The following is a 26,582-nucleotide window of genomic DNA, read 5'->3' on the forward strand; positions in this document are numbered from 1 at the left end:
CATTTTGTTATTGGATTTGACCTTCGTGCAGCACCGGCCGCGCCGATAGGCGCAACGTCGTCTTGCCAGGCGGCCTTGTGGGCCGGCCTGTCTGCCGCGCGGGTTGCGGGCAGGGCGAAGGGGCCGAGCAGTATAGGAAGCCACATGTAGGGCTTTTCACTATATAAAGCAGGAAATTTGGCGAGATTCCTCGGCCAAAACGCCTTTCACGGAGGGGCATCACCGCCCTTCAGTACCCATGCACAGGAATGGGGCAGCTACCTTAGCAACATTGCCGAAGAATGGAAGTCGCACCAAAGGCGCATGTTCATACAGGCGCCGTCGAAGCCTCCTACAAATTTTTCACCAAAGCCGACCAACGTCTAAGCTTCAGACAAGCAACGCGAAAATACTTGGCCGGACTCAAGACTATGGGCGCACTGTGGCAATCGGAACCAAGCAGTACGGAAGCACCCAAAGCACCCCAGGCTGAAACCCCACCGCCAAAACCTGCGCGCCAGCGCCATCTGTGGTGGCGGTTGATCCTGCTCATCCTGATCGTCGCCATGGCTGCCGTGGGCTACGCCGCCTGGCAGGAGATCCAGACGTCGCGCCTGCAATCGCGCGAATTCAGCAAACTGGCCAGCACCCTCACCTACCAGCTCGACCCCGGCCCCAGCGACGCCATCGTCTACCCCGGTGACGGCCCCTTCGACAAACGCCTGGGCTACAGCGCCCTGGGCGAATTCCTGCCGCGCCTGCTCAAGCGCGACTACCTGATCAACCAGCAGGTGCACTTCTCGCCAGCGCTGATGAGCTATGCCGAGCATGGTCTGTTCGTGCCCTACGTCGAGAAGATCCAGGCCGGCCTGTCGATCACCGACTGCCGCGGCGACACCCTCTACCAGTACAACTACCCACAGCACCTGTACCCGAACTTCGCGGCGATCCCGCCGGTGATGGTCAACAGCCTGCTGTTCATCGAAAACCGCGAACTGCTGGACCCTGCGGACCCGAAGAGCAACCCGGCGGTGGACTGGCCGCGCTTCGCCAAGGCCGCCTACAGCCAGGTGGCCAAGTACCTGGCGCTGCCCGGCCAGTCCGCCGGCGGCAGCACCCTGGCCACTCAGCTGGAAAAATACCGGCATTCGCCGGACGGCCTGACCGTGTCCGGCGCCGAGAAGATCCGCCAGATGATTTCGGCCAGCGTGCGCGCCTACCAGGGCGGGCCGGACACCACCGAAGCGCGCGAACGCATCGTGCGTGACTACCTCAACAGCGTGCCGTTGTCGGCGGTGCCCGGGCACGGTGAGGTGCATGGCATGGCCGAGGGCCTGCGCGTCTGGTACGGCGCCGATTTCGACCAGGTCAACCAGGCCCTCACGTCCACCGCCAGCGACGAGAAAAGCCTGGCCGAGCGCGGCCTGGCCCTGCGCCAGGTGCTGTCGCTGATGATTGCCCAGCGCCGGCCCTCGCATTACCTGTCCAAGGGCCGCCTGGAGCTTGCCGATCTCACCGATGCGCACATCCGCGTGCTCGCCGCCAACGGCATCGTCGAGCGCCCGCTGGCCGACGCGGCCCTTGCCAGCAAGGCGGTGTACCGCGACTGGGTGGCCCAGCCGACCATCGTGCCGATCATCACCAACAAGGGCATCAGCCTGGCCCGCAACCGCTTGGCAGCCATGCTCAACCGCCCGCTGTACGACCTCGACCGCCTCGACCTGTCGGCCACCAGCACCCTGCAGGCCGACCTCAACATGCAGGTCAGCCAGTACCTGAAGAACCTCGCCGACCCGGCGTTCGCCGCGCAGATGGGCCTGATCGGCGAACGCCTGCTCACCAGCAAGACCACCGACCAGGTCAGCTACAGCTTCACCCTGTTCGAGCGCACCGGCGACGGCTCGCGGGTGCGGGTACAGACCGACAGTACCAACCAGCCCTTCGACATCAACGAGGGCAGCAAGCTGGAACTGGGCTCCACCGCCAAGCTGCGCGTGCTGACCACCTACCTGGAAATCATCGCCGAGCTGCACGACAAGTACGCCGGCAAGCCGCCCGCCGAGCTGAAAAAGGTGCCGGTGGCCGAACTCGACCGTATCAGCCAGTGGTCGCTGGAGTGGCTGATGCTGAACCAGAAGAACCAGAGCCTCGATGCCATGCTCGACGCGGCCCTGGAGCGCAAGTACTCGGCCAATACCGGCGAGGCGTTCTTCACCGGCGGCGGCATGCACGTGTTCAACAACTTCCGCAAGGAAGACAACAATCGCAACCCGACGCTCAAGGATGCCCTGCGCGAATCGATCAACCTGCCGTTCATCCGCCTGATGCGCGACCTGGTGCGCTACGTCACCTATCAGCAGCCGTTCAACCGCGAACCGCTGCTCAGGGACGACAGTGACCCACGGCGCCAGGAATACCTGGCGCGCTTCGCCGACCGCGAAGGCAGCAACTACATGATGCGGTTCTGGAAGAAGTACCAGCGCAAGACCTCGCAACAGCGCCTGGATACCTTCCTCGACAGCATGCGCGTCACCCCGCAGCGCCTGGCGGCGGTGCACCGCTACCTGTTCCCCGAATCGGGCCAGGAAACCTTCAACGCGTTTGTCAGGGCCCACAGCAAGGACGACAAGATCGCCATGGCCAAGCTCACCGACAGCCGCCTGGTGGAAATGTACGAAGGCTACGGGCCGGGCAAGTACGACCTGCCCGACCAGGGCTATATCGCCAAGGTCCACCCGCTGGACCTGTGGATGCTCGGCTACCTGCTGAAGAACCCCGGCGCCTCGCTCAAGGACACCCTCAACGCCAGCCGTTTCGAGCGTCAGGAGGTGTACAGCTGGTTGTTCAAGAGCCGCCACCAGGGCGCTCGCGACAGCCGCATCCGCACCATGGTCGAGATCGAGGCGTTCCTCGACATCCACCAGCGCTGGAAGCGTGTGGGTTACCCGTTCGACCACCTGGTGCCGTCCTTGGCCACCGCCATCGGCAGCTCCGGCGACCGCCCGGCCGCGCTCTCCGAGCTGGTCGGCATCATCCAGAACGACGGCGTGCGCCTGCCGACTCTGCGCATCGACACCCTGCACTTCGCCCAGGGCACGCCTTACGAAACCCAACTGCTCAGCGACCCCGACCGTGGCCAGCGAATCCTCCCGGTCGAGGTGGCCCGGGCGCTCAAGGGCGCGATGTCGCAGGTGGTGGACGCCGGTACTGCACGGCGCATCTCAGGCAGCTTCAAGCTGCACGACGGTACGCCGCTGGTGATGGGTGGCAAGACCGGCACCGGTGACAACCGCATCGAAAGCTTCGGCGCCGGTGGCCGGCTGATCGGCTCGCGCTCGCTGAACCGCACCGCCACCTTCGTGTTCTTCCTTGGCGACAACCACTTCGGCACCCTCACCGCCTTCGTGCCGGGGCGCACGGCCGAAGCCTTCACCTTCACCTCGGCACTGCCGGTGCAGGTGCTCAAGGGCATGGCGCCGATCCTCATGCCGTACCTGGAGCCGAACAACCCCAATGCCTGCAAGGCACCGCAGGTGGCATTGCAACCCGCACAGCGCAACGACCTATCGAGTAACTAGATGATAATCATCTGCATTTGATGGCTTGTCTTTAGATATATCTTGAGTAATATCTTGCGATATATCGAAACAGACGGAGCCCTTGCGCCATGCGCGACCATTCCTCCCATGACCCCTTCGAACGCCGCCCTGGCCGCGGCGAGCGCGGCCCGCGGGTGTTCGCCCCGGGCGACCTGAAACTGCTGATGCTGTCGATGCTGGCCGAGCAGCCTGGCCATGGCTACGACCTGATTCGCCAGATCGAGAACCTGTTCGACGGCAGTTACAGCCCAAGCCCCGGCGTGATCTACCCAACCCTCAGCTACCTCGAAGAAGCCGAGCTGATCAGCGGTCAGATTCAGGGCAGCAAGCGCCTGTACGCCATCACCGATGCCGGTCGCAATGCCCTGGCCGAGCAAGCGGTCGCCCTCGACGGCGTGCGCATGCGCATCGAAGTGAGCAAACGTGCCCTGCGCGGCCATGACCGCCCCGCCGAAATCCATGAAGCCGTCGGCAACCTGCGCCACGCCCTGCACATGCACAGCGGGCGCTGGACGCCCGACGAGATCGAGCGGGTACGCACCCTGCTCAACGACACCGCCAAGGCCATCGCCTCCGGGCCGGCCGTTACGGAGAACACCCCATGAGCGACACCATCCATCGCGTCAACCATGAGATCCGCCAGCGCCGCCTTGTCGTGCTGCGGGTCACCGAGCTGACCCCGCGCATGCGCCGCGTCACCCTCGGCGGCGCCGAGCTGGCCGGCTTCACCAGCGTCGGCACGGACGATCACATCAAGCTGCTGTTTGCCTGCACGCCAGAGGAGCAGGTGGCCATCGATGCGCGCAACCTGGGCCGCGACGGCGGCGCCCGGCCGACCATGCGCGAATACACGCCACGGCGCATCGACCTAGTGAACCTGGAGCTGGACATCGATTTCGTCCTGCACGGCGACGGCCCGGCGTCGACCTGGGCCGCACAGGCCGCACCGGGGCAAACGCTGGATATCGCCGGGCCACGGGCCTCGATGGTGGTGCCGGATATTTTCGACAGCTACCTGCTGATTGGCGATGAAACCGCGATCCCGGCCATTGCGCGGCGCCTGGAAGAGCTGCCGGCGGGGCGCCAGGTGCTGGCGGTGATCCAGATCGAGGATGAACAGGAGCGCCAGCCACTGCCGAGCAAGGCGCAGGTCGAGGTGATCTGGGTGCGCAGGCATGCCGAAGACGTGCTGGAGCGAGTGAAGCACCTGGCGTTGCCAGATGGCCGGTTGTACGGCTGGGTGGCGCTGGAGAAATCCCTGACCCGCCAGGCCAAGGCTTTGCTGCTGGAGAAAGGCGTGCCCGAGGATGCCCTCAAGGCCGCTGCTTACTGGCGAGCTGACGGCACCGCCGACGACGAATGAGTTGCCAGTACTGCATTATCGCGGGGCAAGCCCGCTCCCACGCAGTGGACTACTCCTAAGGGTTGGATTGGTGTCCAACTTCTTGGGGGCAGTCCAAGGGTGGATCAGCGTGGGAGCGGGCTTGCCCCGCGATAACACCAACAATTTCATGAAGGCCTGCGCCACCGATCCAGCCCCAGCAATACCAGCCCGATCCCCCAAAACCCCGCCAGCACCCCCAGGGCATTGACCATCACCTGTCCATACCCCAACCGCGCCACATCGACGAAGGGATACGGATAGACCCCGATCTCATGCCCGCGCAACAGCACAAAGGCAAAATACAGCCCCGGATACAGCGCCCACGCCGCAAGGTGCCACAGCCGCAGTTGCCCCTTCGGCACCTCGAACCACCAATACAGAAAGAACAGCACCGGCATCACATCGTGCAGCAGCTCGTCGGCCAACCACTGCCAGCCCTGGGGTTGCCAGAGGTGGCGCAACAGCAGGCTGTAGGCCAGGCCCACCAGCACGATGCTGGCGGCGATGCACGAACTGACCGAGGGTGAGAGGAACCAGCGCCTGGCCGCCGACTCGCGACCGAACGCGGCATGGCTCAATACCGTGGCCACCAGGGTGTTGCTCAGCACGGTGAAAAAACAGAACAGGTTGACCAGCCCGCCAACCAGGCTGGCCTGCGCCTGCCAGCGCGCCAGCAGCACCAGGTACAGCTGGATCGCCAGGCCCGCCCAGCCGAGCACGGCGGCGAGCGTCAGCCAGGGGCGGCGCGGCATCAGCCTTTGCGCTGCAGCTTCACATACAGCAGCTCGACTTTCTCCCGTGCCCAGGGCGTCTTGCGCAGGAAGGTCAGGCTCGACTTGATGGTCGGGTTGCTCTTGAAGCAGCGGACATCGACGCGCTCGGCCAGGCCCTGCCATTGGTAGTGCGCCACCAGCTCGGTGAGGATCTGCTCGAGGGTCTTGCCGTGCAGCGCATTGTGTTGGGCCGTGCTCATGCCAGTGCTCCAGGTTCGGGAAGGTGCGCACCTTACACGAGTGTAGAGGGCTATGCGCGCTCCCCGTGTAGCAGCGGCCTTGTGCCGCGAAAGGGGCGCGCAGCGGCCCCTGGATCTCAGCCCCACCATAAATTGCCGGGGCTGCTTCGCAGCCCTTTCGCGACACAAGGCCGCTCCTTCAGACAACCACGCCAATCCACAAAGTGCTGGCCAGTACCGAACAGCTTGTGATGAAATGTTATAAAGTAACTATTAGCATTTCTGCCAAGGAACGCCCCACCCCATGCGTCACATCCCCCTGCACCTCTCCCCCCTCGCCGTCGCGCTGTGGCTGGCCTCGCCCGCAAGTCACGCCGTCGAGCTGCAACCCCAGGTGATCACCGCCAACCCGCTGGGCAACGCGCAACTGGCCGCCCCCAGCACCGTGCTCGAAGGCGACGCGCTGCTGCAACAACAGCACGGCAGCCTGGGCGAGACCCTGAACAAACAACCCGGTGTCGCCTCCACCTGGTTCGGCCCTGGCGCCAGCCGCCCGGTGATCCGTGGCCTGGACGGCGACCGTATCCGCATCCTGCGCAACGGCGTCGGCGCCCTGGACGCCTCGTCGCTGTCCTATGACCACGCCGTGCCGCTGGACCCGGTCACCGTCGAGCGGGTCGAGATCGTTCGTGGCCCGGCCGCCCTGCTGTACGGCGGCAACGCCATCGGCGGTGTGGTCAACACCTTCGACAACCGCATCCCCGACGCGCCCATCGACGGCATCCACGGCGCCGGTGAGCTGCGCTACGGCGGCGCCGACACCACCCGCAGCAGCGCCGGCAAGCTGGAAGCCGGCAACGGCGCCTTCGCCCTGCACCTGGATGCCAACAGCCGCCAGTTCAACGACCTGCGCATCCCCGGTTATGCGCGCAGCTCGAAGGTGCGCGACGCCGACGAACCCGGCAGCAAGCACCGCCTGGAAAACAGCGACGGTCGCCAGGACGGTGGCGCAATCGGCGGCAGCTACCACTGGGATCACGGCTACACCGGCCTGTCCTACAGCCGCTACGACAGCAACTACGGCTCGGTGGCCGAGCCCGGTGTGCGCCTGGACATGCAACAGGACCACTACGGCTTCGCCTCGGAGCTGCGCGACCTCGACGGCCCGTTCAGCTCGGTCAAGCTCGATGCCGGTTACACCGACTACCAGCACCGCGAGATCGAAAGCGGCGAAGTGCATACCACCTTCAAGAACAAAGGCTACGAGGCTCGCATCGAGGCGCGGCACCAGCCGCTCGGCCCGGTCGAGGGGGTGATCGGCGCACAGGTCAGCCGCAACGAATTCTCCGCCCTGGGTGAAGAGGCATTCGTCCCGCACACCGACACCGACAGCCTGGCGTTGTTCATGCTCGAACAATGGCAGGCCACGCAGCGCCTGAACCTGAGCCTGGGCGCCCGCCTGGAACACACCCGTGTCGATCCCGATGCCAAGGGCAATGAAACCTTTGCCGCCGCCGACAGCGCCAGCAGCTTCAACGCCTTCAGCCTCTCGTCCGGCGCCGTGTACCAGCTCGACCCGGTGTGGGCGCTGGCCGCCAACCTGGGCTACACCGAGCGCGCCCCGACTTTCTACGAGCTGTACGCCAACGGCGCCCACGTCGCCACCGGCGCCTATGAAGTGGGTGACGCCAGCCTGAACAAAGAGAAGGCCATCTCCGGCGACCTGGCCCTGCGCTTCGACAATGGCACCCACAAGGGCAGTGTCGGCGTGTTCTACAGCCACTTTCGCAACTACATCGGCCTGATCGGTACCGGCAACCTGCGCGAGGGGCACGATCATGACCATGACGAAGATCATGATCATGAGCACGAAGGCTTCCCCGAGTACCAGTACCAGGGCGTGCGTGCGCGCTTCTATGGCATCGAGGCCCAGGACCGTTGGCAGTTGCTGGAGAACCGCTACGGCAGTTTCGCCCTGGAGCTTTCGGGCGATTACACCCGGGCGAAGAACCTCGACAGCGGCGAGCCACTGCCGCGCATCGCGCCTTTGCGCCTGAACAGCGGGCTGGTGTGGGAACTGGATCGCTGGCAGGCGCGGGTCGACGTGCAGCATGCCGCTTCGCAGCACCGCAAGCCGGCCAATGAGACCAGCACCGATGGCTACACCACCCTGGGTGCCAGCCTGGGGTATCGCTTCGATATCGGCCAGAGCCAGTGGCTGGCCTTTGTGCGGGGGGAGAACCTGACGGACCAGACGGTGCGTTATGCCAGTTCGATCCTGCGGGATATCGCGCCGGCGCCGGGGCGTAGTGTGGAGGTTGGTTTGCGTACCAGCTTCTGATTGGCCAGGCGAAAGATTTTCAGCGCCTATCAGATCGAGCGCCGCCCGCGCGGCGCATCGCTGGCAAGCCAGCTCCCACATCTGTTTCGGGCCAATTATGCCTGTGAGGGTACCGCTGCCCGCCTTGGTGCCCACCTCAATACCGCGTCGTACCGACAAGGCGGACAGTGATGACCTTGCAGGAGTAACTGGCCCGAAACAAATGTGGGAGCTGGCTTGCCAGCGATGCGCCGCGCGGGCGGCGCTCGATCTCAAATACCCTACAAATCTCCCGCCAAGCCCCCAACTATTACCCCCTCAGCAACAATCCCCTGCGACATTTTGTCTTTTTTTCTTACAACTTCCCCTATATCCTCCCCGCCGCAAGCTGAATCGCTTCACCGAATACCTTTCGCAGCCTTTTCCCTTCGATGCTCCACGCCTCGTTGCGCTTGCCGTTTCTTCAACAATCAAAAGATAGCGCTATCTCATGCTCCAGTTGCCCACTACCCGCTACGCCGGACTCGCCCTTGCCACCCTGCTCGGCAGCCTGTCCCCCACCACCAGCGCCAGCGAACTGTTCGCCAAGGACTCCCCCTGGATGCTCGGCGACTGGGGCGGCACCCGCACCGATCTGCTGGAAAAGGGCTACGACTTCACCCTCGGCTACACCGGCGAGATGGGCAGCAACCTGCACGGTGGCTACAGCCACGACCGCGCCGCACGCTACAGCGACCAGTTCACCTTCGGCGTGAACATGGACCTGCAGAAGATCCTCGGCTGGCATGACACCGAGTTCCAGCTGACCGTCACCGAACGCCACGGCGACAACATCAGCAACGACCGCATCAACGACCCACGCGTCGGCGGCTTCACCTCGGCCCAGGAAGTCTGGGGCCGCGGCGAAACCTGGCGGCTGACGCAGATGTGGATCAAGCAGAAGTACTTCGACGGTGCGCTGGATGTGAAATTCGGCCGCTTCGGCGAAGGCGAAGACTTCAACAGCTTCCCCTGCGACTTCCAGAACCTGGCGTTCTGCGGCTCCCAAGTCGGCAACTGGGTGGGCGGCATCTGGTACAACTGGCCGGTCAGCCAGTGGGCGCTGCGCGTGCGCTACAACCTCAACGACGAACTCTATGCCCAGGTCGGTGTATTCGAGCAGAACCCGTCCAACCTCGAATCGGGCAACGGCTTCAAGCTCAGCGGCAGCGGCACGCAAGGTGCGGTGATGCCGGTCGAACTGGTGTGGAGCCCGCGGCTCAATGGCCTGAAAGGGGAATATCGCGCCGGCTACTACTACAGTAATGCCAAGGCACAGGATGTTCTGAAGGACAGCAACGGCGCCCCGGCCGCCATCAGCGGCGCCGCCTACCGCAGCAGCTCGAGCAAGCACGGCCTGTGGCTCGGCGTGCAGCAGCAGGTGACCGCGCAGGCGTCCGACCAGTCGCGTGGCCTGAGCCTGTTCGCCAATGCCACGGTGCACGACAAGAAGACCAATGCCATCGACAACTATGTACAGGCAGGTGTGGTTTACAAAGGGCCGTTCGACGCCCGCGCCAAGGACGACATCGGTTTCGCCCTGGCCCGTGTGCACGTCAACCCCGGTTACCGCAAGAACGCCCGCCTCATCAACCAGGCCGCCGGTCTCTACGACTACGACAACCCTGGTTACCTGCCCGTGCAGGACACCGAATACAGCGCCGAACTCTATTACGGCATCCACCTGGCCAACTGGCTCACCGTGCGCCCGAACCTGCAGTACATCCGCCACCCGGGCGGCGTGTCGCACGTCGATGACGCGCTGATCGGTGGCCTGAAGATCCAGAGCACTTTCTAACCTCCCCTTCCACTCTACGGAGAACAGACGATGAGCACTGACGGTGCCAACAATGGAACCCGCTGGCTACCGCGCCTGATGGGCGTGCTGCTGTTGCTGATGGGCCTGGCCCTGCTGGCCGGCGGCATCAAGCTGAGCCAGCTGGGCGGTTCGCTTTACTACCTGATCGCCGGGATCGGCTTTGCCCTGTCCGGCATCCTGCTGCTGGCCAAGCGCCGCATTGCCCTGGGCCTGTACGGCCTGGTGCTGCTGGGCAGCACGGTCTGGGCCCTGCTGGAAGTCGGCCTGGATTGGTGGCAGCTGGTGCCACGCCTGGCCATCTGGTTCGCCATCGGCGTGGTGCTGCTGCTGCCGTGGGCGCGTCGCCCGCTGATCGGCCCGGCATCGAAGATCAACACCGCCCTGCTCAGCGTGGCCGTGGTCGCTTCCGGCGCCACCGCCGTGGCCAGCCAGTTCACCCACCCGGGCGAAATCCGTGGCGCGTTCACCCGCGACGACAGCGAAATGGGCAGCGCCGCACCGGCCATGCCGGACGGTGAATGGCAGGCCTACGGCCGTACCGAGCACGGCGATCGCTACTCGCCGCTGCGCCAGATCACCCCGCAGAATGCCTACCGCCTGGAAGAAGCCTGGCGCATCCGCACCGGTGATCTGCCGACCGAGAACGACCCGGTCGAGCTGACCAACCAGAACACCCCGCTGAAAGTGAACGGCATGCTCTATGCCTGTACCGCCCACAGCAGGCTGCTGGCCCTGGACCCGGACACCGGCGCCGAGATCTGGCGCTTCGACCCGCAGGTCAAGAGCCCTACCGGCACCTTCAAGGGCTTCGCCCACATGACCTGCCGTGGCGTCTCCTACTACGACGAGAACAGCTACGTCAGCCGTGACGGCAGCCCCGCGCCGAAAATCACCGACGCCGGCCAAGCCGTGGCCCAGGCCTGCCCGCGCCGCCTCTACCTGCCGACCGCCGACGCCCGCCTGATCGCCATCAACGCCGACAACGGCAAGGTCTGCGAAGGCTTCGCCAACCAGGGCGTGATCGACCTGACCCGCGGCATCGGCCCGTTCACCGCCGGTGGCTACTACTCCACCTCGCCGGCGGCGATCACCCGCAGCCTGGTGATCATCGGCGGCCACGTGACCGACAACGAGTCGACCAACGAGCCGTCCGGCGTGATCCGCGCCTATGACGTGTACGACGGGCACCTGGTGTGGAACTGGGACAGCAACAACCCGGACGACACCAAGCCCCTGGCCGACGGCAAGCTCTACAGCCGCAACTCGGCCAACATGTGGTCGATCGCCAGCGTCGATGAAGACCTCGGCATGATCTACCTGCCGCTGGGCAACCAGACCCCCGACCAGTGGGGCGCCGACCGCACCCCGGGCGCCGAGAAGTACAGCGCCGGCATCGTCGCCCTGGACCTGGCCACCGGCAAGGCGCGCTGGAACTACCAGTTCACCCACCATGACCTGTGGGACATGGACGTCGGCAGCCAGCCGACCCTGGTCCACCTGAAGACCGACGACGGCGTCAAGCCCGCGGTCATCGTGCCGACCAAGCAAGGCAGCCTGTATGTGCTCGACCGCCGCGACGGTACACCGATCGTGCCGATCCGCGAGATCCCGGTACCGCAAGGCGCGGTCAAGGGCGACCACACCGCACCGACCCAGGCCCGCTCCGACCTCAACCTGCTCGGCCCCGACCTGACCGAACAGGCCATGTGGGGCGCCACGCCGTTCGACCAGATGCTCTGCCGCATCCAGTTCCGCAGCCTGCGCTACGAAGGCCAGTACACCCCGCCGTCCGAGCAGGGCAGCCTGGTCTACCCGGGCAACGTCGGCGTGTTCAACTGGGGCAGCGTGTCGGTCGACCCGGTGCGCCAGCTGCTGTTCACCTCGCCCAACTACATGGCCTTCGTGTCGAAGATGGTGCCGCGTGAGCAAGTTGCCGAAGGCAGCAAGCGCGAAAGCGAGACCAGCGGCGTGCAGCCGAACACCGGCGCGCCATATGCCGTGACCATGCACCCGTTCATGTCGCCGCTGGGCGTGCCGTGCCAGGCCCCGGCCTGGGGCTATGTGGCCGCCATCGACCTGTTCACCAACAAAGTGGTGTGGAAGCACAAGAACGGCACCACCCGTGACAGCACCCCGGTACCGATCGGCATGCCGGTGGGCGTACCGAGCATGGGCGGCTCGATCGTCACCGCCGGTGGCGTGGGCTTCCTCAGCGGCACCCTGGACCAGTACCTGCGCGCCTATGACGTGAAGAGCGGTGAAGAGCTGTGGAAAGCCCGCCTGCCGGCAGGCGGCCAGGCCACGCCGATGACCTACACCGGCAAGGACGGCAAGCAGTACGTGCTGGTGACCGCCGGTGGCCATGGCTCGCTGGGCACCCGCATGGGCGATTACATCATCGCTTACAAACTCGCCGAGTAAGCCAACCGGGCCCCTTCATGGGGCTCGGCTGCCAATACTGGCCTCATCGCTGGCAAGCCAGCTCCCACAGGGACCGCATAATCCCTGTGGGAGCTGGCTTGCCAGCGAAAGGGCTGCAGCGCAGCCCCAACAGTTACCTATCCCCCTCCCCCCTTCGTCTACCATTGAAACCTGCCCCCCACTGCCCCATCTAAGCACCATAGCCATTCACGCAGGTGCCCCATGAGCGACCAGCAGGATTTCCCGGACCGCCCCGACGAACACAGCGAAGTCGAACACCCCGACCACGCCACCGGCGCCGGCCACCACCTCGCCCTGCCCGGCCAACAGCTGCCGGACAAGGTCTACGTGATCCCGATCCACAATCGCCCGTTCTTCCCCGCGCAAGTGCTGCCGGTGATCGTCAATGAAGAGCCCTGGGCCGAAACCCTCGACCTGGTGGCCAAGACCCCGCACCACTCGCTGGCGCTGTTCTTCATGGACACCCCGGCCGAAGACCACCGCCACTTCGACACCAAGGCCCTGCCCCAGTACGGCACCCTGGTGAAGGTGCACCACGCCAGCCGCGAAGGCGGCAAGCTGCAGTTCGTCGCCCAGGGCCTGACCCGGGTGCGCATCCGCACCTGGCTCAAGCACCACCGCCCGCCCTACCTGGTCGAAGTCGAATACCCGCACCAGCCGGCGCAGCCCACCGATGAGGTGAAGGCCTACGGCATGGCGCTGATCAACGCGATCAAGGAGCTGCTGCCGCTCAACCCGCTGTACAGCGAAGAGCTGAAGAACTACCTCAACCGCTTCAGCCCCAACGACCCGTCGCCGCTCACCGATTTCGCCGCCGCGCTCACCTCCGCCACCGGCAGCCAGCTACAGGAAGTGCTGGACTGCGTACCCATGCTCAAACGCATGGAGAAGGTGCTGCCAATGCTGCGCAAGGAAGTCGAAGTCGCGCACCTGCAGAACGAGATTTCCGCCGAGGTGAACCGACAGATCGGTGAGCACCAGCGCGAATTCTTCCTCAAGGAACAGCTCAAGGTCATCCAGCAGGAGCTGGGCCTGACCAAGGACGACCGCAGCGCCGATGTCGAGCAGTTCCAGCAACGCCTGCAAGACAAGACCCTGCCCGAGCAGGCGAAAAAACGCATCGACGAAGAGATGGGCAAGCTGGCCATCCTCGAAACCGGCTCGCCGGAATACGCCGTCACCCGCAACTACCTGGACTGGGCCACCGCCCTGCCCTGGGGCGTGTACGGCGACGACAAGCTCGACCTTGCCCACGCCCGCAAGGTGCTGGACCGCCACCACGCCGGGCTTGATGACATCAAGGAACGCATCCTCGAATTCCTCGCCGTGGGCGCCTGGAAAGGCGAGATCAGCGGCTCGATCGTGTTGCTGGTGGGCCCGCCCGGGGTGGGCAAGACCAGCATCGGCAAGTCCATCGCCGAATCCCTCGGCCGGCCGTTCTACCGCTTCAGCGTCGGCGGCATGCGCGACGAGGCCGAGATCAAGGGCCACCGCCGCACCTACATCGGCGCCCAGCCGGGCAAGCTGGTGCAGGCGCTGAAGGAGGTCGAGGTGATGAACCCGGTGATCATGCTCGATGAGATCGACAAGATGGGCCAGAGCTACCAGGGCGACCCCGCCTCGGCGCTGCTGGAAACCCTCGACCCCGAGCAGAACGTCGATTTCCTCGACCATTACCTGGACCTGCGCCTGGACCTGTCCAAAGTGCTGTTCGTCTGCACCGCCAACACCCTGGACTCGATCCCCGGGCCGTTGCTCGACCGCATGGAAGTGATCCGCCTGTCTGGCTACATCACCGAAGAAAAACTGGCCATCGCCAAGCGCCACCTGTGGCCCAAGCAGCTGGAAAAGGCCGGTGTCTCGAAGAGCAGCCTGAGCATCAGCGACAGCGCCCTGCGTACGGTGATCGAGGGCTATGCCCGCGAGGCTGGCGTGCGCCAGCTGGAAAAACAACTGGGCAAGCTGGTGCGCAAGGCGGTGGTCAAGCTGTTGGAAGACCCAGGCGCCAAACTGAAGATCGGCAACAAGGAGCTCGAGCCAGCCCTCGGCATGCCGGTGTTCCGCAGCGAACAGGTGCTGGCCGGCAAGGGCGTGATCACCGGCCTGGCCTGGACCAGCATGGGCGGCGCCACCCTGCCGATCGAGGCCACGTGCATCCACACCCTCAACCGCGGCCTCAAGCTTACCGGCCAGTTGGGGGATGTGATGAAGGAGTCGGCAGAAATCGCCTACAGCTATGTCAGCTCCAACCTGAAGCAGTACGGTGGCACGCCGGGCTTCTTCAACGAGGCCTTCATTCACCTGCACGTGCCCGAAGGCGCCACCCCCAAGGATGGCCCCAGCGCCGGTGTGACCATGGCCAGCGCGCTGTTGTCGCTGGCCCGTGACCAGGTGCCGAAGAAAGGCGTGGCCATGACCGGCGAGTTGACCCTGACCGGGCAGGTGCTGCCGATTGGCGGCGTGCGCGAGAAGGTGATTGCCGCGCGGCGGCAGAAAATCTTCGAGCTGATCCTGCCCGAGGCCAACCGTGGCGATTTCGCCGAGTTGCCGGAGTATCTGAAGGAAGGGCTGACCGTGCACTTCGCCAAGCGCTTTGCCGACGTGGCGAAAGTGTTGTTCTGACCGATCCCGATCGCGGGGCAAGCCCGCTCCCACAGGTGCCATGATCTGTGGGAGCGGGCTTGCCCCGCGATGAGGCCGGCACAGGCAGCACAACTTCGGTTATCCTCTGGCAAATTCAGCCTCCGGAGCCAACATGACCCTCCCTCGTCTGCTCGTTCCCCTGGGCCTCGCCCTACTCACCGCCTGCGCGCAACAGCCGCAACGCACCGTCGAACTGGACGCCGAAAGCGAATGCCCGACGCGCCTGCAGGTCGGCCAGAACATGACCCTCACCCTGCCCAGCAACCCCACCACCGGTTACCGCTGGCTGTTGCAGAACCCGGCCCCGGAAATCCTCCGCACCCTCGGCCCCGAGGTGTACAGCACCCCCGAGGAAGCCGGTATCGTCGGCAGCGGCGGCATTTCCACCTGGCGCTTCCAGGCCAAGGCCGCCGGCGAGGGCCACCTGATCCTGGTCTACCAGCAGCCCTGGGCCCCGGAAGTGCGCCCGGTGCAGACCTTCGATTGCGCCATTCGGGTCAAGTGAGCCAGCAGCGCCGGTCAGCCAGTCATGCAAGCTTGCCGTGGTTTGGCTAGAATGCCGCCCCTGTAGATTGCCAGCCGCCCGGACCCTTCGTGAGCAAACAACCCGACCGCCTTTTCGCCCAGCCCCTGGAGCAGGTACCCGACTTCGTTTTCAACGAGGACGTGGTGCAAGTGTTCCCGGACATGATCAAGCGCTCGGTGCCCGGTTACCCGACCATCGTCGAGAACCTCGGCGTGCTGGCCGCGCGCTTCGCCCAGCCGAATACAGCGCTGTACGACCTCGGCGCCTCGCTGGGCGCGGTGACCCAGGCCCTGCGCCGACACGTGCGCACCGAGGGTTGCCGGGTGATTGCCGTGGACAACTCCGCGGCCATGGTCGAGCGCTGCCGCCAATACCTCACGGCCCAGGATTCGATGTTCCAGGAGCTGTTGCCGGTACAGGTGCTGGAGGCCGACATCCTGTCGTTGCCGTTCGAGCCCGCCTCGGTGGTGGCGATGAACTTCACCCTGCAGTTCATCGCCCCCGAACAGCGCCTGGAGTTGCTTGGCCGTATTCGCCAGGCCCTGCTGCCGGGCGGTGCGCTGATCCTCTCGGAAAAGCTGCGCTTCGCCGACGACCAGCAACAGCAACTGCTCAACGACCTGCACCTGGACTTCAAACGGGCCAATGGCTACAGCGAACTGGAAATCGCCCAGAAGCGCAGCGCCATCGAAAACGTGATGAAGCCCGATACGTTGGAAACCCATGCCGAGCGCCTGCGCGCCGCCGGTTTCTCCAAGGTCGTGCCCTGGTTCCAATGCCTTAACTTTGCCTCGCTGATAGCCCTGCCATGATCGATCTGTCCCCTCTCGTCCGCCGCCTGGCGGGCACGCCCCTCGCCACCTGGTCCCAAGGCCTGCAGGCACAACTGCAAACCAAGCTGGAAAAGGGCCACGGCGACCTCGACCGCTGGCGCGGCGCGCTCGAAGCGCTGCCACGACTGACGCCAAGCGAGGTCGACCTGGTCGACGGCCTGCGCCTGGACTGCGACTGCGACGATGCCACCCGGGAGCAGATGCGCCAGGCCTTGATGGGGCTGTCGCCTTGGCGCAAGGGGCCGTTCGACCTGTTCGGCGTGCACGTCGACACCGAATGGCGCTCGGACTGGAAATGGTCGCGGGTCGGCCCGCACCTGGACCTTAAGGGCAAGCGCGTGCTCGATGTGGGTTGCGGCAACGGCTACTACCAGTGGCGCATGCTCGGCGCCGGTGCCGACATGGTCATCGGGGTCGACCCCAACTGGCTGTTCTTCTGCCAGTTCCAGGCGGTGCAGCAGTACCTGCCGGACTTGCCGGCCTGGCACCTGCCGTTCGCCCTGGAAGAGCTGCCGGCCAACCTGGAAGGTTTCGACACGGTGTTCTCCATGGGCGTGTTCTACCACCGCCGCTCGCCCATCGAGCACCTGCTGGCGCTCAAGGACTGCCTGGTGAAAGGTGGCGAGCTGGTGCTGGAAACCCTGGTGATCGAGGGCGATGAAAACCAGGTGCTGGTGCCCGAGGACCGTTATGCGCAGATGCGCAACGTGTGGTTCCTGCCGTCGGTGCCGGCGCTGGAGCGCTGGCTGCGCCGCGCCGGCTTCAGTGATGTGCGCTGCGTCGATGTCAGCGTTACCAGCGTCGAGGAGCAGCGCAGCACCGAGTGGATGCGCTACCAGTCGCTGGGCGACTTCCTCGACCCGAACGACCACGGCAAGACCATCGAAGGCCTGCCGGCCCCGCGCCGCGCCACGCTGCTGGCGCGCAAATAAAAAGGGCGCCCTGAAGGGTAATGCCAGTCAGTTAGCGCTTCATCGCACTTGTTGGGGCTGCTTTGCAGCCCTTCGCGAGTAAACCCGCTCCCACAGGATTTCGATGCCCTGTGGGAGCGGGTTTACCCGCGAAGGGTCGCGCAGCGACCCCAAATGGCTTAACTGACTGGCACTACCCTGAAGGGGCGCCTGAATACACCTGCGGCGAGGAGCTGTCGCGGCGCAGGTGGCGGTCACTCAATCCTTGGCCAACTCGCGGGCCTTCTCTTCGGCTTTGCGCTCGCGCTCGGCCACGGCCTCTTGCTTGTCGCCGTACAGGCGTGCCTGGTCCTCGCGGAACGCCTGCCAGAACTGCTTCGAACGCTCCGCGCCACCCTCGGCGAAAACGCTAGTGCTGCCCAGGGCGAGGATCGCCAGCAGCAGGTATTTGCTCAGGTTCATCGTGCTTGCCTCGTGATAACTGTATCGACAGGGCCATCATCGCAAGGGGCAGCTAACGCCAAGGTGAGGCGCAGATTACAGTGTTGCAAGACTGGCCCCATCGCCGGTAAGTCGCGCCTTCTGTGGAGCAACTGCCTTGAATTGGGGCCGCTCTGCGGCCCTTTCGCTGGCAAGCCAGCTCCCACAAGGTTTGCGCATGGCTTGGGCTGATGCGGACGGGGTGGGAGCCGGCTTGCCGGCGATGAGGCCGGCCCTGTCACGCACATGACCCGTGTATTACAAATCCGTTATCCCCGCCGTTTACCCATTCGCATCCAGTAACATCCTCACCGCTTGACCCTGATGTCACTACAGGGTCGAGAATCGCCCCCTTTCCGTAACCCGAGCCCACCATGCGCCTACTGATCATCGAGGACGAACCCCGTACCGCCGACTACCTGCAGCAAGGCCTGCGCGAAAACGGCTACGTGGTCGACTGCGCCCATACCGGCACCGACGGCTTGCACCTGGCCCGCCAGCAGCCCTACGACCTGGTGATCCTCGACGTCAACCTGCCCGAGCTCGATGGCTGGAGCGTGCTGCAGCGCCTGCGCGCCGAGTCGTCCACCCGGATCATGATGCTCACCGCCCACGGCCGCCTTGCCGATCGGGTCAAGGGCCTGGACCTGGGCGCCGACGACTACCTGCTCAAACCCTTCGAATTCCCCGAGCTGCTGGCACGTATCCGCAGCCTGCTGCGGCGCAACGACCAGCGCCTGCAACCGAGCACCCTGAAAGTCGCCGACCTTGAGCTCGACCCCGGCCGCCACCGTGCCTTTCGCGGCGGCCAGCGCATCGACCTGACCGCCAAGGAGTTCGCCCTGCTGCACCTGCTGATGCGCCAGAGCGGCGAAGTGCTGTCGCGCACGCAGATCATTTCGCTGGTGTGGGACATGAACTTCGATTGCGACACCAACGTGGTCGAGGTGTCGATCCGCCGCCTGCGGGCGAAGATCGACGACCCCTTCGAGGACAAGCTGATCCACACCCTGCGTGGCGTCGGCTATGTGCTCGAGGCGCGGGCGTGAAGCGCGCCACCCTGTCGCTGCGCCTCGGCCTGACCGTCACCCTGATGGGCGCAGCCCTGGTGCTGCTGCTGGCCACCCTGGCGGTGTTCGCCCTCGACCACGAGCTGGACAGCCGTGCGCGCAAGGACCTGGCGCGCAAGATGCTGCAGGTCGAGCACAACCTGCGGGTGGACCTGCGCAGCGACGACCTCGGCACCCGCGCTCACCCGTTGCTCGACCTGGTAATGGGCCATGACAACCTGAGCCTCAGCGTCATTGCCACCAGCGGCCGTCACCCGGCCCTGCTCAGCCTTGGCCCGGCCCTGCAATCCCGGCACCTGCTGGAAATGGCCGCGAGCCCCCGGCTGGTGTTCCACGAATGGCGCGGCGATCAAGGCAACGAGGTACTCACCGCCAGCCGCCTGATGCTGCTGCGCGACGACACCCCGGTGAATGTGCTGATGTCGCTCAACCGCGGCGACGACAACGCCCTGCTGCAGGCCTACCTGCATTCGACCCTGCTCGCCTTGCCGCTGTTGCTGCTGCTGATCGGCATCGCTGCCTGGAAGCTGGTGCAGCGCGACCTGCGCCCGCTGCGTCACTTTCGCCGCATCGCCGGGCAAGTGTCGGCCCAGGACCTCGACCACCGCTTGCCGGTGGAGGGCCTGCCGACCGAGCTGGCCGACCTGGCCCGGGCGATCAACGTCATGCTTGATCGCCTCGATCAGGGCGTGCGCCAGTTGTCGCAGTTCTCCGACGACCTGGCCCACGAATTGCGCACACCGATCGGCAACCTGATGGGCAAGGCCCAGGTGACCCTGGCCCGCGAGCGCGATGGCGACAAGTACCGTGAAGCGCTGGAGGACAGTGTCGAGGAGCTGACCCGGCTCAACCGCATCATCAACGACATGCTGTTCCTCGCCCAGGTCAGCCAGCCGCAAAGCCAGGTAGCGCTGCAGCCGGTGGCACTGGCTGACGAGATGGCCCGGGTGAGTGAGCTGTTTGCCTTCAGCGCCGAGCTCAAAGGCATCACACTGGAACTGCAGGGCTGGGGCACGGCCCTGGCAGACAAGCTGATGTTCCAGCGGGCGCTGTCGAACTTGCTGAGCAATGCGATACGGCATAGCCCGGAAGGGCAAAAGGTGACCGTGGGGGTCGAGCGGCTGGGTGATGAAGTCGGGGTCTGGGTGGAAAATCAGGGGGCTGGCATTGGCGAGGCGCATCTGCCGCACCTGTTCGAGCGTTTCTACCGGGCGGGCAGCGGGCGGTCACGTCTTGAGGGCGGGACCGGGCTGGGGTTGGCGATCGTGAAGTCGATCATGCAGTTGCATGGGGGGCGGGTTGAGGTGCTGAGCCAGGCCAAAGGGCCGACCCGCTTTACCCTCTTGTTCCAGAGCCAATAGCGGTTTCACCTGCACTGGCCAATCGCCGGCAAGCCGGCTCCCACAGGTACAGCGCAAGACTTGAGGCTAGCGCTAAAACTGTGGGAGACGGCTTGCCGGCGATTGGCCCTCGAAGATCAGCGCGAAGCGGCGACGATCAGCGCTTTCATCTCGGCCACGGCGGCCTTGAAGCCGACGAACAGCGCATGGGCCACCAGCGCATGGCCAATGTTCAGCTCGTTGATGCCCTTGATCGCGGCGACGGCTTCGACGTTGTGGTAATGCAGCCCGTGGCCGGCGTTGACGATGAGCCCCTGGCCAATACCGAACGCCACGCCATCGACGATGCGCTTGAGCTCTTCGGCCACTTCGGTCGGCGTCTCGGCATCCGCGTAACGGCCAGTGTGCAGTTCGATGGCCGGCGCACCCACCCGACGCGAGGCCTCGATCTGGCGCTCGTCGGCATCGATGAACAGCGACACTTCGGCGCCGGTGCGCGACAGGCGCTCGACCGCGGCCTTGATCCGCGCCTCCTGGCCGGCCACGTCCAGGCCACCTTCGGTGGTCAGCTCCTGACGGGTTTCCGGGACCAGGCAGATATGCGCCGGGCGGATCTTCTCGGCGAACAGCATCATCTCTTCGGTGACGCCCATCTCGAAGTTCATGCGGGTCTGCAGCACGTCCTTGAGCACCAGCACATCGCGCTCCTGGATGTGCCGGCGGTCTTCACGCAGGTGCACGGTGATGCCGTCGGCGCCCGCTTCCTCGGCGTCCAGCGCGGCCTTGACCGGGTCTGGATAGCGGGTGCCCCGGGCCTGGCGCAGGGTCGCCACGTGGTCGATGTTGACGCCGAGAAGCATGCGGTTGCTGTGAGTCACGAAGGGGCACTCCTGAAAGTTGAGGGCCACAGCATACGTGCTGATCAGCGCTTGCGAAACAGTTCCCGGCTGACCAGTGGCTTGGGCCCCAGGTGCACCGCCAGGGCCTGGCGCATCAGGCGCTTGGCGGCGAGCAAGGCGCCGGGGGCGTCCCAATCGGCCTGGGCCAGGGCCTGCAACTCGGTGCCCTTGAACAACCCGGGCTGGAACAGCTCGACCCGTTGCAGGCCGGCATCCACCTGCAGGCGATACAGGCCCTCGGCGACGACCGGGTCGTCATTCACGTCGTGCTCCAGCGAGAAGGCGTAACCCAGCTCGTCCAGCAAGCGCCATTCGAACGAGCGCAACAGCGGCTCCAGCGGTCGGCCGGCGGCCAGGGCTTGCAGGGTCAGGGTGTAATGCTCGAACAGCGCTGGCTGCGGTGCCTCGGCGGGCAACAGGCGCATCAACAGTTCGTTGAGGTAGAGGCCGCTGAACAGCGCATCGCCATGCAGCCAGGCCGCGATACCGTTGCTGTCCAGGCGCCATACGGTCTTCAGCTCACCACGCCCGCGCAGTTCCACTTCCAGTGGCACGAACGGCCGCACCTGGCTGCCGCCCTTGCCCCGCGCACGGCGCAGTACCGCACGCACCCGCCCCTGGGGCGTGAGGAAATCCACCAGGGCGCTGGTTTCCTTGTAGGGGCGGCTGTGCAGCACGTAGGCCGGCTGGGGGGTGGGTTGATCCATGCGCTGTCTCTGAGGGCCATATGCACCTGTGGGAGCGGGTTTACCCGCGAAAGCGTCAGTGAATCCACTATCGCATTCGCGGGTAAACCCGCTCCCACAGGGAAAGCAGGTGTGTCTGGGAGGCTTACAGGTCGCCGTAGCCCAGCGAACGCAGAGCGCGTTCGTCGTCGGACCAGCCGCCTTTGACCTTGACCCAGAGGTTGAGCATCACCTTGGCGTCGAACAGCGTTTCCATGTCCTTGCGCGCGTCGGAGCCAATGCGTTTGATGCGCTCGCCCTTGTCGCCGATGATGATCTTCTTCTGGCCGTCACGCTCGACCAGGATCAGCGCGTGGATGTGCAGCACATGGCCCTGCTGCTTGAATTCCTCGATTTCCACGGTGATCTGGTACGGCAGCTCCGCACCCAGCTGGCGCATGATCTTTTCGCGTACCAGCTCAGCGGCGAGGAAGCGGCTGCTGCGGTCGGTGATCTGGTCTTCCGGGAAGAAGTGGTCGTTCTCCGGCAGGTGCTTGGCGATCAGCGCTTCCAGCGACTCGAGGTTGTGCCCCTGCTGGGCCGAGATCGGCACGATCTCGGCATTCGGCAGTTGCTCTTGCAGCCACTGCAGGTGCGGGATCAGGTCGCCCTTCTCGTCCATGCGGTCGGTCTTGTTGACCGCCAGGATCACCGGGCCGGTCACGTACTGAACGCGCTCGAGTACCAGCTGGTCCTCATCGGTCCAGCGGGTGCGGTCGACCACGAAGATCACCACGTCGACATCTTTCAAGGCCGCCGAGGCGTTGCGGTTCATGTAGCGGTTGAGCGCCTTGTCGTTCGCCTTGTGCATGCCGGGGGTGTCGACATAGATCGCCTGCACATCACCTTCGGTCTTGATACCGAGCATGTTGTGGCGGGTGGTCTGCGGCTTGCGCGAGGTGATCGCCAGCTTCTGGCCGAGGATGTGGTTGAGCAGCGTCGACTTGCCGACGTTGGGGCGGCCGACGATGGCGACATAGCCGCAGCGGGTCGAAGTGTTCTCAGTCATTGCCATTCTCCACGCCCAGGGCGATCAATGCGGCGGCGGCGGCGACCTGTTCGGCAATACGCCGGCTTACGCCCTGGCCACGGCTTTTCTTGTTCAGCAGGACCACTTCGCATTCGACGAGGAAGGTCCGGCAGTGCGGTTCGCCCTGGATGTCCACCACTTCGTAACGTGGCAGCTCGCAGGCACGCGACTGCAGGAACTCCTGCAGGCGGGTCTTGGGGTCTTTGTTGGTGTCGACCAGGGTCAGGCCTTCGAACTCGTCGGTCAGCCAGGCCAGGATGCGCTCGCGCGCAGTCTGCATGTCGGCGTCCTGGTAGATGGCGCCGATCAGCGCTTCGAGGGCGTCGGCGAGGATCGACTCGCGGCGGAAACCGCCGCTCTTGAGCTCGCCCGAGCCCAGGCGCAGGTACTCGCCAAGGTCGAAGCCACGGGCCAGGCGGGCCAGGGTTTCACCCTTGACCAGGCGCGCCCGCAGGCGCGACAGCTGGCCTTCCCGGGCCTGTGGGAAGCGCTCGAACAGCGCTTCGCCGACCACGAAGTTGAGAATGGCATCGCCAAGGAATTCCAGGCGCTCGTTGTTGCGCCCGGCATAACTGCGATGGGTCAGGGCCAGCAGCATCTGGTCCTGATCCTTGAAGGTGTAGCCGAGCTTGCGCTCCAGGCGGGCAAGGGAAGCACTCATGGGGCCACCCGTACAATGTTCAACGCGTTGTTCAAATCAACATCCTGAAAGACGGTTTGGCTGTGGTCCGACATCAAAATGGCGAAACCTCTCACTCCCTGAGAACACAGCCTATGTCAGAAAAGCAATCGGCGCTGTCCGCAGACAGCGCCGTCGATACTTAGTGGATCAGGCCGACCCGCGACAGGTTGGGCAGGTGGCTGAGTTTTGGCTCAGGCCAGCTCATCCAAACGGCGAACGCCTTGCCGACGATGTTCCGGTCAGGGACCATGCCGTGCAGCTCTTTGGGGATGTTCGGATCATCCCAGTAGCGGCTGTCGTTGGAGTTGTCGCGGTTGTCACCCATCATGAAGTAATGCCCGGCCGGCACGGTCCATTGCTGGTCCGGCGGCATGCGGTAGCGGGTCATTTCCTTGCGGATCAGGTGCTCGACTTCGCCGAGTTTTTCCTTGTACAGCTCGGCGCTGCCCAAGGTGCCCGGCTCGCTGCCGACCAGTTGCTCGGCAACCGCCTGGCCATTGACGAACAGGCGCTTGTCGTTGGTGTAGCGGATCTGGTCGCCCGGCAGGCCGATCACCCGCTTGATGTAGTTGACGTTCGGGTCGCTGGGGTAGCGGAACACCATGACATCGCCGCGCTGCGGGTCACCGACTTCGATGACCTTCTTGTCGATCACCGGCAGGCGGATGCCGTAGGAGAACTTGTTCACCAGGATGAAGTCGCCCACTTCCAGGGTCGGCTTCATCGAACCCGACGGGATCTGGAACGGCTCAACCAGGAACGAACGCAACACCAGCACGATGAACAGCACCGGGAAGAACGACTTGCCGTACTCGACCAGCAACGGCTCCTTGTTCAGGCGTTCGACCACGGCCATTTCTGGCTGGCTGACGCTGCCCTGGTAGGTGGCGATCGCCGCACGCCGGCGCGGGGCCAGGAACAGCAGGTCGATCAGACCCAACAGGCCGCAGACGGCAACGGCGATGACGAGCAACAGCGGGAAATTTAGCGACATAGGACCTAGCTATCCAACCTGAGCACGGCGAGGAAGGCTTCCTGTGGAATTTCCACGTTACCGACCTGTTTCATGCGTTTCTTACCGGCCTTCTGCTTCTCCAGCAGCTTCTTCTTACGGCTTACGTCGCCACCGTAGCACTTGGCCAGTACGTTCTTTCTGAGCGCCTTGACGGTTGTCCGCGCAATGATCTGGCCGCCAATGGCTGCCTGGATCGCCACGTCGAACATCTGCCGAGGGATCAGCTCCTTCATCTTCTCGGTCAACGCACGGCCTTTGTAGGCGGCGTTGTCGCGGTGCACGATCAGTGCCAGGGCATCGACCTTGTCACCGTTGATCAGCACGTCCAGCTTGACCAGGTTGGCCGACTGGTAGCGGTCGAAATGATAGTCCAGCGAAGCGTAGCCACGGCTGGTGGACTTGAGGCGGTCGAAGAAGTCCAGCACCACCTCGTTCATCGGCATGTCGTAACGCACCTGCACCTGGCTGCCGAGGAACTGCATGTCGCGCTGCACGCCACGCTTCTCGATGCACAGGGTGATGACGTTGCCCAGGTGTTCCTGCGGTACCAGGATGGTCGCGGTGACGATCGGCTCGCGGAAATCGGTGACGGACGACACATCAGGCAGCTTCGACGGGTTGTCGACAACGATGGTTTCGCCGGTCTTGAGCTCCAGCTCGTAGATCACGCTTGGCGCGGTGGTGATCAGGTCCAGGTCGTATTCGCGCTCAAGGCGCTCCTGGATGATCTCCATGTGCAGCATGCCGAGGAAGCCGCAACGGAAGCCGAAGCCCAGGGCGTCGGAGCTTTCCGGCATGTACTGCAGCGACGAGTCGTTCAGGGTCAGCTTCTGCAGCGCGTCGCGGAAGTCCTCGAAGTCGTCGGAGCTGACCGGGAACAGGCCGGCGTAGACCTGTGGCTGGATTTTCTTGAAGCCCGCCAGCACTTCGACCTCTGGGGTCGAGGACAGGGTCAGGGTGTCACCGACCGGTGCACCATGGATGTCCTTGATGCTGGCGATGATGAAGCCTACTTCACCGGCTTTGAGGTCGGCAGTCTGGGTGTGCTTGGGCGTGAACACGCCGACGCTGTCGACCAGGTGCACCTTGCCGGTGGACTTGACCAGGATCTTGTCGCCCTTCTTGACGCGGCCCTGGCGCACGCGCACCAGCGAGACCACGCCCAGGTAGTTGTCGAACCAGGAGTCGATGATCAGCGCCTGCAGCGGCGCGTCGATCTCGCCTTGCGGCGCGGGGATGGTCTGCACCAGGCGCTCGAGCACCTCATCCACGCCCATGCCGCTCTTGGCGCTGCAGGCCACGGCGTCGGTGGCGTCGATGCCGATGATCTTCTCGATCTCGTCCTTGACGCGGTCCGGGTCGGCCTGGGGCAGGTCCATCTTGTTCAGCACCGGCATTACCTCGAGGCCTTGCTCGATGGCGGTGTAGCAGTTGGCGACGGACTGGGCTTCGACGCCCTGGCCGGCGTCTACCACCAGCAGTGCACCCTCGCACGCTGCCAGCGAACGCGAAACTTCATAGGTGAAGTCCACGTGACCGGGGGTGTCGATGAAGTTCAGCTGGTAGGTTTTACCGTCCTGCGCCTTGTAGTGCAGGGTGACGCTGTGGGCCTTGATGGTGATCCCGCGCTCGCGCTCCAGGTCCATGGAATCGAGGACCTGGGCCTCCATTTCGCGCGCCGACAGGCCACCGCACATCTGGATGAAACGGTCGGCCAGCGTCGACTTGCCATGGTCGATGTGGGCGATGATGGAGAAATTGCGGATATGACTCAAATCACTCACGGGTCAACACTCGAAAAGGCTGCGAGCCGGACGCCCGCCGAAAAATAGCCGGGAATTGTACCTCAAGCCGCAGGGATATGGGAGATTCCTCTATCGGCCTGCCTACATCC

At 64.7% G+C, this 26,582-nt stretch carries 21 protein-coding genes; 12 read left to right on the forward strand and 9 right to left on the reverse strand.

Translation table 11 applies throughout. The features are described 5' to 3' along the window. The first annotated feature begins 410 nt into the window (after positions 1 to 410). The 3 genes from ACQ4N9_RS03265 to ACQ4N9_RS03275 all read left to right on the forward strand — a co-directional run bounded on the left by ACQ4N9_RS03265 (position 411) and on the right by ACQ4N9_RS03275 (position 4,941). Entirely contained in the window at positions 411 to 3,557 is a 3,147-nt protein-coding gene (locus tag ACQ4N9_RS03265) for a transglycosylase domain-containing protein (protein ID WP_390969501.1), read from the forward strand. Between the two features lie 89 nt (positions 3,558 to 3,646). Beyond that, positions 3,647 to 4,183: a PadR family transcriptional regulator gene (locus ACQ4N9_RS03270; RefSeq protein ID WP_323831860.1), complete on the forward strand. Its 537-nt coding sequence runs from the start codon at positions 3,647 to 3,649 to the stop codon at positions 4,181 to 4,183. Further along, on the forward strand, positions 4,180 to 4,941 hold the full coding sequence (locus ACQ4N9_RS03275; RefSeq protein WP_390969503.1) for a siderophore-interacting protein: 762 nt from the start codon (positions 4,180 to 4,182) through the stop codon (positions 4,939 to 4,941). The genes ACQ4N9_RS03270 and ACQ4N9_RS03275 overlap by 4 nt, the downstream gene beginning before the upstream one ends. A 146-nt stretch (positions 4,942 to 5,087) precedes the next feature. Here the strand turns inward: ACQ4N9_RS03275 and ACQ4N9_RS03280 are convergent, their stop codons facing one another. Beyond that, on the reverse strand, positions 5,088 to 5,714 hold the full coding sequence (locus tag ACQ4N9_RS03280; RefSeq protein ID WP_390969504.1) for a Pr6Pr family membrane protein: 627 nt from the start codon (positions 5,712 to 5,714) through the stop codon (positions 5,088 to 5,090). Then, positions 5,714 to 5,935 (reverse strand): VF530 family DNA-binding protein, encoded by a 222-nt coding sequence (locus ACQ4N9_RS03285; protein WP_390969506.1) that lies wholly within the window; start codon positions 5,933 to 5,935, stop codon positions 5,714 to 5,716. Before ACQ4N9_RS03285 ends, ACQ4N9_RS03280 begins: the two co-directional genes overlap by 1 nt. A gap of 283 nt (positions 5,936 to 6,218) precedes the next feature. Here ACQ4N9_RS03285 and ACQ4N9_RS03290 point away from each other — a divergent pair, with 283 nt between their 5' ends. The 7 genes from ACQ4N9_RS03290 to cmoB all read left to right on the forward strand — a co-directional run bounded on the left by ACQ4N9_RS03290 (position 6,219) and on the right by cmoB (position 17,468). Then, entirely contained in the window at positions 6,219 to 8,255 is a 2,037-nt protein-coding gene (locus ACQ4N9_RS03290; protein WP_390969508.1) for a TonB-dependent receptor, read from the forward strand. Positions 8,256 to 8,724: 469 nt separating this feature from the next. Continuing rightward, the gene (locus ACQ4N9_RS03295; RefSeq protein WP_390967174.1) at positions 8,725 to 10,071 is read left to right on the forward strand and encodes a carbohydrate porin; all 1,347 of its coding nucleotides are present in this window, start codon (positions 8,725 to 8,727) and stop codon (positions 10,069 to 10,071) included. A gap of 30 nt (positions 10,072 to 10,101) precedes the next feature. Then, positions 10,102 to 12,513, forward strand: a complete 2,412-nt coding sequence (locus ACQ4N9_RS03300) for a glucose/quinate/shikimate family membrane-bound PQQ-dependent dehydrogenase (protein WP_390967173.1) — start codon at positions 10,102 to 10,104, stop codon at positions 12,511 to 12,513. 222 nt (positions 12,514 to 12,735) lie between these two features. Further along, positions 12,736 to 15,156: an endopeptidase La gene (gene lon / locus ACQ4N9_RS03305; protein WP_125857608.1), complete on the forward strand. Its 2,421-nt coding sequence runs from the start codon at positions 12,736 to 12,738 to the stop codon at positions 15,154 to 15,156. A 133-nt stretch (positions 15,157 to 15,289) separates the two neighbouring features. Next, positions 15,290 to 15,682: a protease inhibitor I42 family protein gene (locus ACQ4N9_RS03310; RefSeq protein ID WP_390967172.1), complete on the forward strand. Its 393-nt coding sequence runs from the start codon at positions 15,290 to 15,292 to the stop codon at positions 15,680 to 15,682. An 89-nt stretch (positions 15,683 to 15,771) separates the two neighbouring features. Beyond that, positions 15,772 to 16,515 (forward strand): carboxy-S-adenosyl-L-methionine synthase CmoA, encoded by a 744-nt coding sequence (gene cmoA, locus ACQ4N9_RS03315; protein WP_125462821.1) that lies wholly within the window; start codon positions 15,772 to 15,774, stop codon positions 16,513 to 16,515. Continuing rightward, complete coding sequence (cmoB, locus tag ACQ4N9_RS03320) at positions 16,512 to 17,468, forward strand: tRNA 5-methoxyuridine(34)/uridine 5-oxyacetic acid(34) synthase CmoB (protein WP_125462820.1); 957 nt, start codon at positions 16,512 to 16,514, stop codon at positions 17,466 to 17,468. The genes cmoA and cmoB overlap by 4 nt, the downstream gene beginning before the upstream one ends. A gap of 237 nt (positions 17,469 to 17,705) precedes the next feature. On the opposite strand, the gene ACQ4N9_RS03325 is transcribed toward cmoB, so the two are convergent. Then, positions 17,706 to 17,909, reverse strand: a complete 204-nt coding sequence (locus tag ACQ4N9_RS03325) for a hypothetical protein (protein WP_125462819.1) — start codon at positions 17,907 to 17,909, stop codon at positions 17,706 to 17,708. Positions 17,910 to 18,301: 392 nt separating this feature from the next. On the opposite strand from ACQ4N9_RS03325, the gene ACQ4N9_RS03330 reads away from it, so the two are divergent. Together ACQ4N9_RS03330 and ACQ4N9_RS03335 are read left to right on the forward strand one after the other, a co-directional pair. Beyond that, positions 18,302 to 18,976, forward strand: coding sequence for a heavy metal response regulator transcription factor (locus ACQ4N9_RS03330; protein ID WP_110995102.1), 675 nt, complete (start codon positions 18,302 to 18,304; stop codon positions 18,974 to 18,976). Beyond that, positions 18,973 to 20,358 carry a heavy metal sensor histidine kinase gene (locus tag ACQ4N9_RS03335; protein ID WP_390967171.1) on the forward strand — a complete coding sequence of 462 codons (1,386 nt, stop codon included), beginning with the start codon at positions 18,973 to 18,975 and terminating at the stop codon, positions 20,356 to 20,358. Before ACQ4N9_RS03330 ends, ACQ4N9_RS03335 begins: the two co-directional genes overlap by 4 nt. Positions 20,359 to 20,474: 116 nt before the next feature. Here the strand turns inward: ACQ4N9_RS03335 and pdxJ are convergent, their stop codons facing one another. The 6 genes from pdxJ to lepA all read right to left on the reverse strand — a co-directional run bounded on the left by pdxJ (position 20,475) and on the right by lepA (position 26,472). Then, positions 20,475 to 21,197, reverse strand: a complete 723-nt coding sequence (gene pdxJ, locus ACQ4N9_RS03340) for a pyridoxine 5'-phosphate synthase (RefSeq protein ID WP_374045877.1) — start codon at positions 21,195 to 21,197, stop codon at positions 20,475 to 20,477. Positions 21,198 to 21,259: 62 nt separating this feature from the next. After that, positions 21,260 to 21,943, reverse strand: a complete 684-nt coding sequence (gene recO, locus ACQ4N9_RS03345) for a DNA repair protein RecO (protein ID WP_125857603.1) — start codon at positions 21,941 to 21,943, stop codon at positions 21,260 to 21,262. A 124-nt stretch (positions 21,944 to 22,067) separates the two neighbouring features. Next, positions 22,068 to 22,970: a GTPase Era gene (era, locus tag ACQ4N9_RS03350; protein ID WP_125462816.1), complete on the reverse strand. Its 903-nt coding sequence runs from the start codon at positions 22,968 to 22,970 to the stop codon at positions 22,068 to 22,070. Beyond that, entirely contained in the window at positions 22,963 to 23,652 is a 690-nt protein-coding gene (gene rnc, locus ACQ4N9_RS03355) for a ribonuclease III (RefSeq protein WP_110993796.1), read from the reverse strand. The genes era and rnc overlap by 8 nt, the downstream gene beginning before the upstream one ends. Before the next feature lie 160 nt (positions 23,653 to 23,812). Then, entirely contained in the window at positions 23,813 to 24,667 is an 855-nt protein-coding gene (lepB, locus tag ACQ4N9_RS03360) for a signal peptidase I (RefSeq protein ID WP_153788757.1), read from the reverse strand. A 5-nt stretch (positions 24,668 to 24,672) separates the two neighbouring features. Then, on the reverse strand, positions 24,673 to 26,472 hold the full coding sequence (gene lepA, locus ACQ4N9_RS03365) for a translation elongation factor 4 (protein WP_390967170.1): 1,800 nt from the start codon (positions 26,470 to 26,472) through the stop codon (positions 24,673 to 24,675). Between the last annotated feature and the right edge of the window lie 110 nt (positions 26,473 to 26,582).

Origin of the sequence: Pseudomonas sp. ES1 (assembly GCF_050586605.1) — a bacterium.
GTDB lineage: Bacteria > Pseudomonadota > Gammaproteobacteria > Pseudomonadales > Pseudomonadaceae > Aquipseudomonas > Aquipseudomonas sichuanensis.

What these genes read in the sequence shown, in the direction of transcription:
- cmoB (WP_125462820.1), top strand. Translation starts at nt 16,512, where the DNA reads ATGATCGATCTGTCCCCTCTCGTCCGCCGCCTGGCGGGCACGCCCCTC.
- ACQ4N9_RS03270 (WP_323831860.1), top strand. Translation starts at nt 3,647, where the DNA reads ATGCGCGACCATTCCTCCCATGACCCCTTCGAACGCCGCCCTGGCCGC.
- ACQ4N9_RS03285 (WP_390969506.1), bottom strand. Translation starts at nt 5,935, where the DNA reads ATGAGCACGGCCCAACACAATGCGCTGCACGGCAAGACCCTCGAGCAG.
- ACQ4N9_RS03290 (WP_390969508.1), top strand. Translation starts at nt 6,219, where the DNA reads ATGCGTCACATCCCCCTGCACCTCTCCCCCCTCGCCGTCGCGCTGTGG.
- rnc (WP_110993796.1), bottom strand. Translation starts at nt 23,652, where the DNA reads ATGAGTGCTTCCCTTGCCCGCCTGGAGCGCAAGCTCGGCTACACCTTC.
- lepB (WP_153788757.1), bottom strand. Translation starts at nt 24,667, where the DNA reads ATGTCGCTAAATTTCCCGCTGTTGCTCGTCATCGCCGTTGCCGTCTGC.
- lon (WP_125857608.1), top strand. Translation starts at nt 12,736, where the DNA reads ATGAGCGACCAGCAGGATTTCCCGGACCGCCCCGACGAACACAGCGAA.
- ACQ4N9_RS03330 (WP_110995102.1), top strand. Translation starts at nt 18,302, where the DNA reads ATGCGCCTACTGATCATCGAGGACGAACCCCGTACCGCCGACTACCTG.
- recO (WP_125857603.1), bottom strand. Translation starts at nt 21,943, where the DNA reads ATGGATCAACCCACCCCCCAGCCGGCCTACGTGCTGCACAGCCGCCCC.
- ACQ4N9_RS03325 (WP_125462819.1), bottom strand. Translation starts at nt 17,909, where the DNA reads ATGAACCTGAGCAAATACCTGCTGCTGGCGATCCTCGCCCTGGGCAGC.
- ACQ4N9_RS03300 (WP_390967173.1), top strand. Translation starts at nt 10,102, where the DNA reads ATGAGCACTGACGGTGCCAACAATGGAACCCGCTGGCTACCGCGCCTG.
- ACQ4N9_RS03265 (WP_390969501.1), top strand. Translation starts at nt 411, where the DNA reads ATGGGCGCACTGTGGCAATCGGAACCAAGCAGTACGGAAGCACCCAAA.
- ACQ4N9_RS03295 (WP_390967174.1), top strand. Translation starts at nt 8,725, where the DNA reads ATGCTCCAGTTGCCCACTACCCGCTACGCCGGACTCGCCCTTGCCACC.
- ACQ4N9_RS03310 (WP_390967172.1), top strand. Translation starts at nt 15,290, where the DNA reads ATGACCCTCCCTCGTCTGCTCGTTCCCCTGGGCCTCGCCCTACTCACC.
- era (WP_125462816.1), bottom strand. Translation starts at nt 22,970, where the DNA reads ATGACTGAGAACACTTCGACCCGCTGCGGCTATGTCGCCATCGTCGGC.
- pdxJ (WP_374045877.1), bottom strand. Translation starts at nt 21,197, where the DNA reads ATGCTTCTCGGCGTCAACATCGACCACGTGGCGACCCTGCGCCAGGCC.
- ACQ4N9_RS03280 (WP_390969504.1), bottom strand. Translation starts at nt 5,714, where the DNA reads ATGCCGCGCCGCCCCTGGCTGACGCTCGCCGCCGTGCTCGGCTGGGCG.
- ACQ4N9_RS03275 (WP_390969503.1), top strand. Translation starts at nt 4,180, where the DNA reads ATGAGCGACACCATCCATCGCGTCAACCATGAGATCCGCCAGCGCCGC.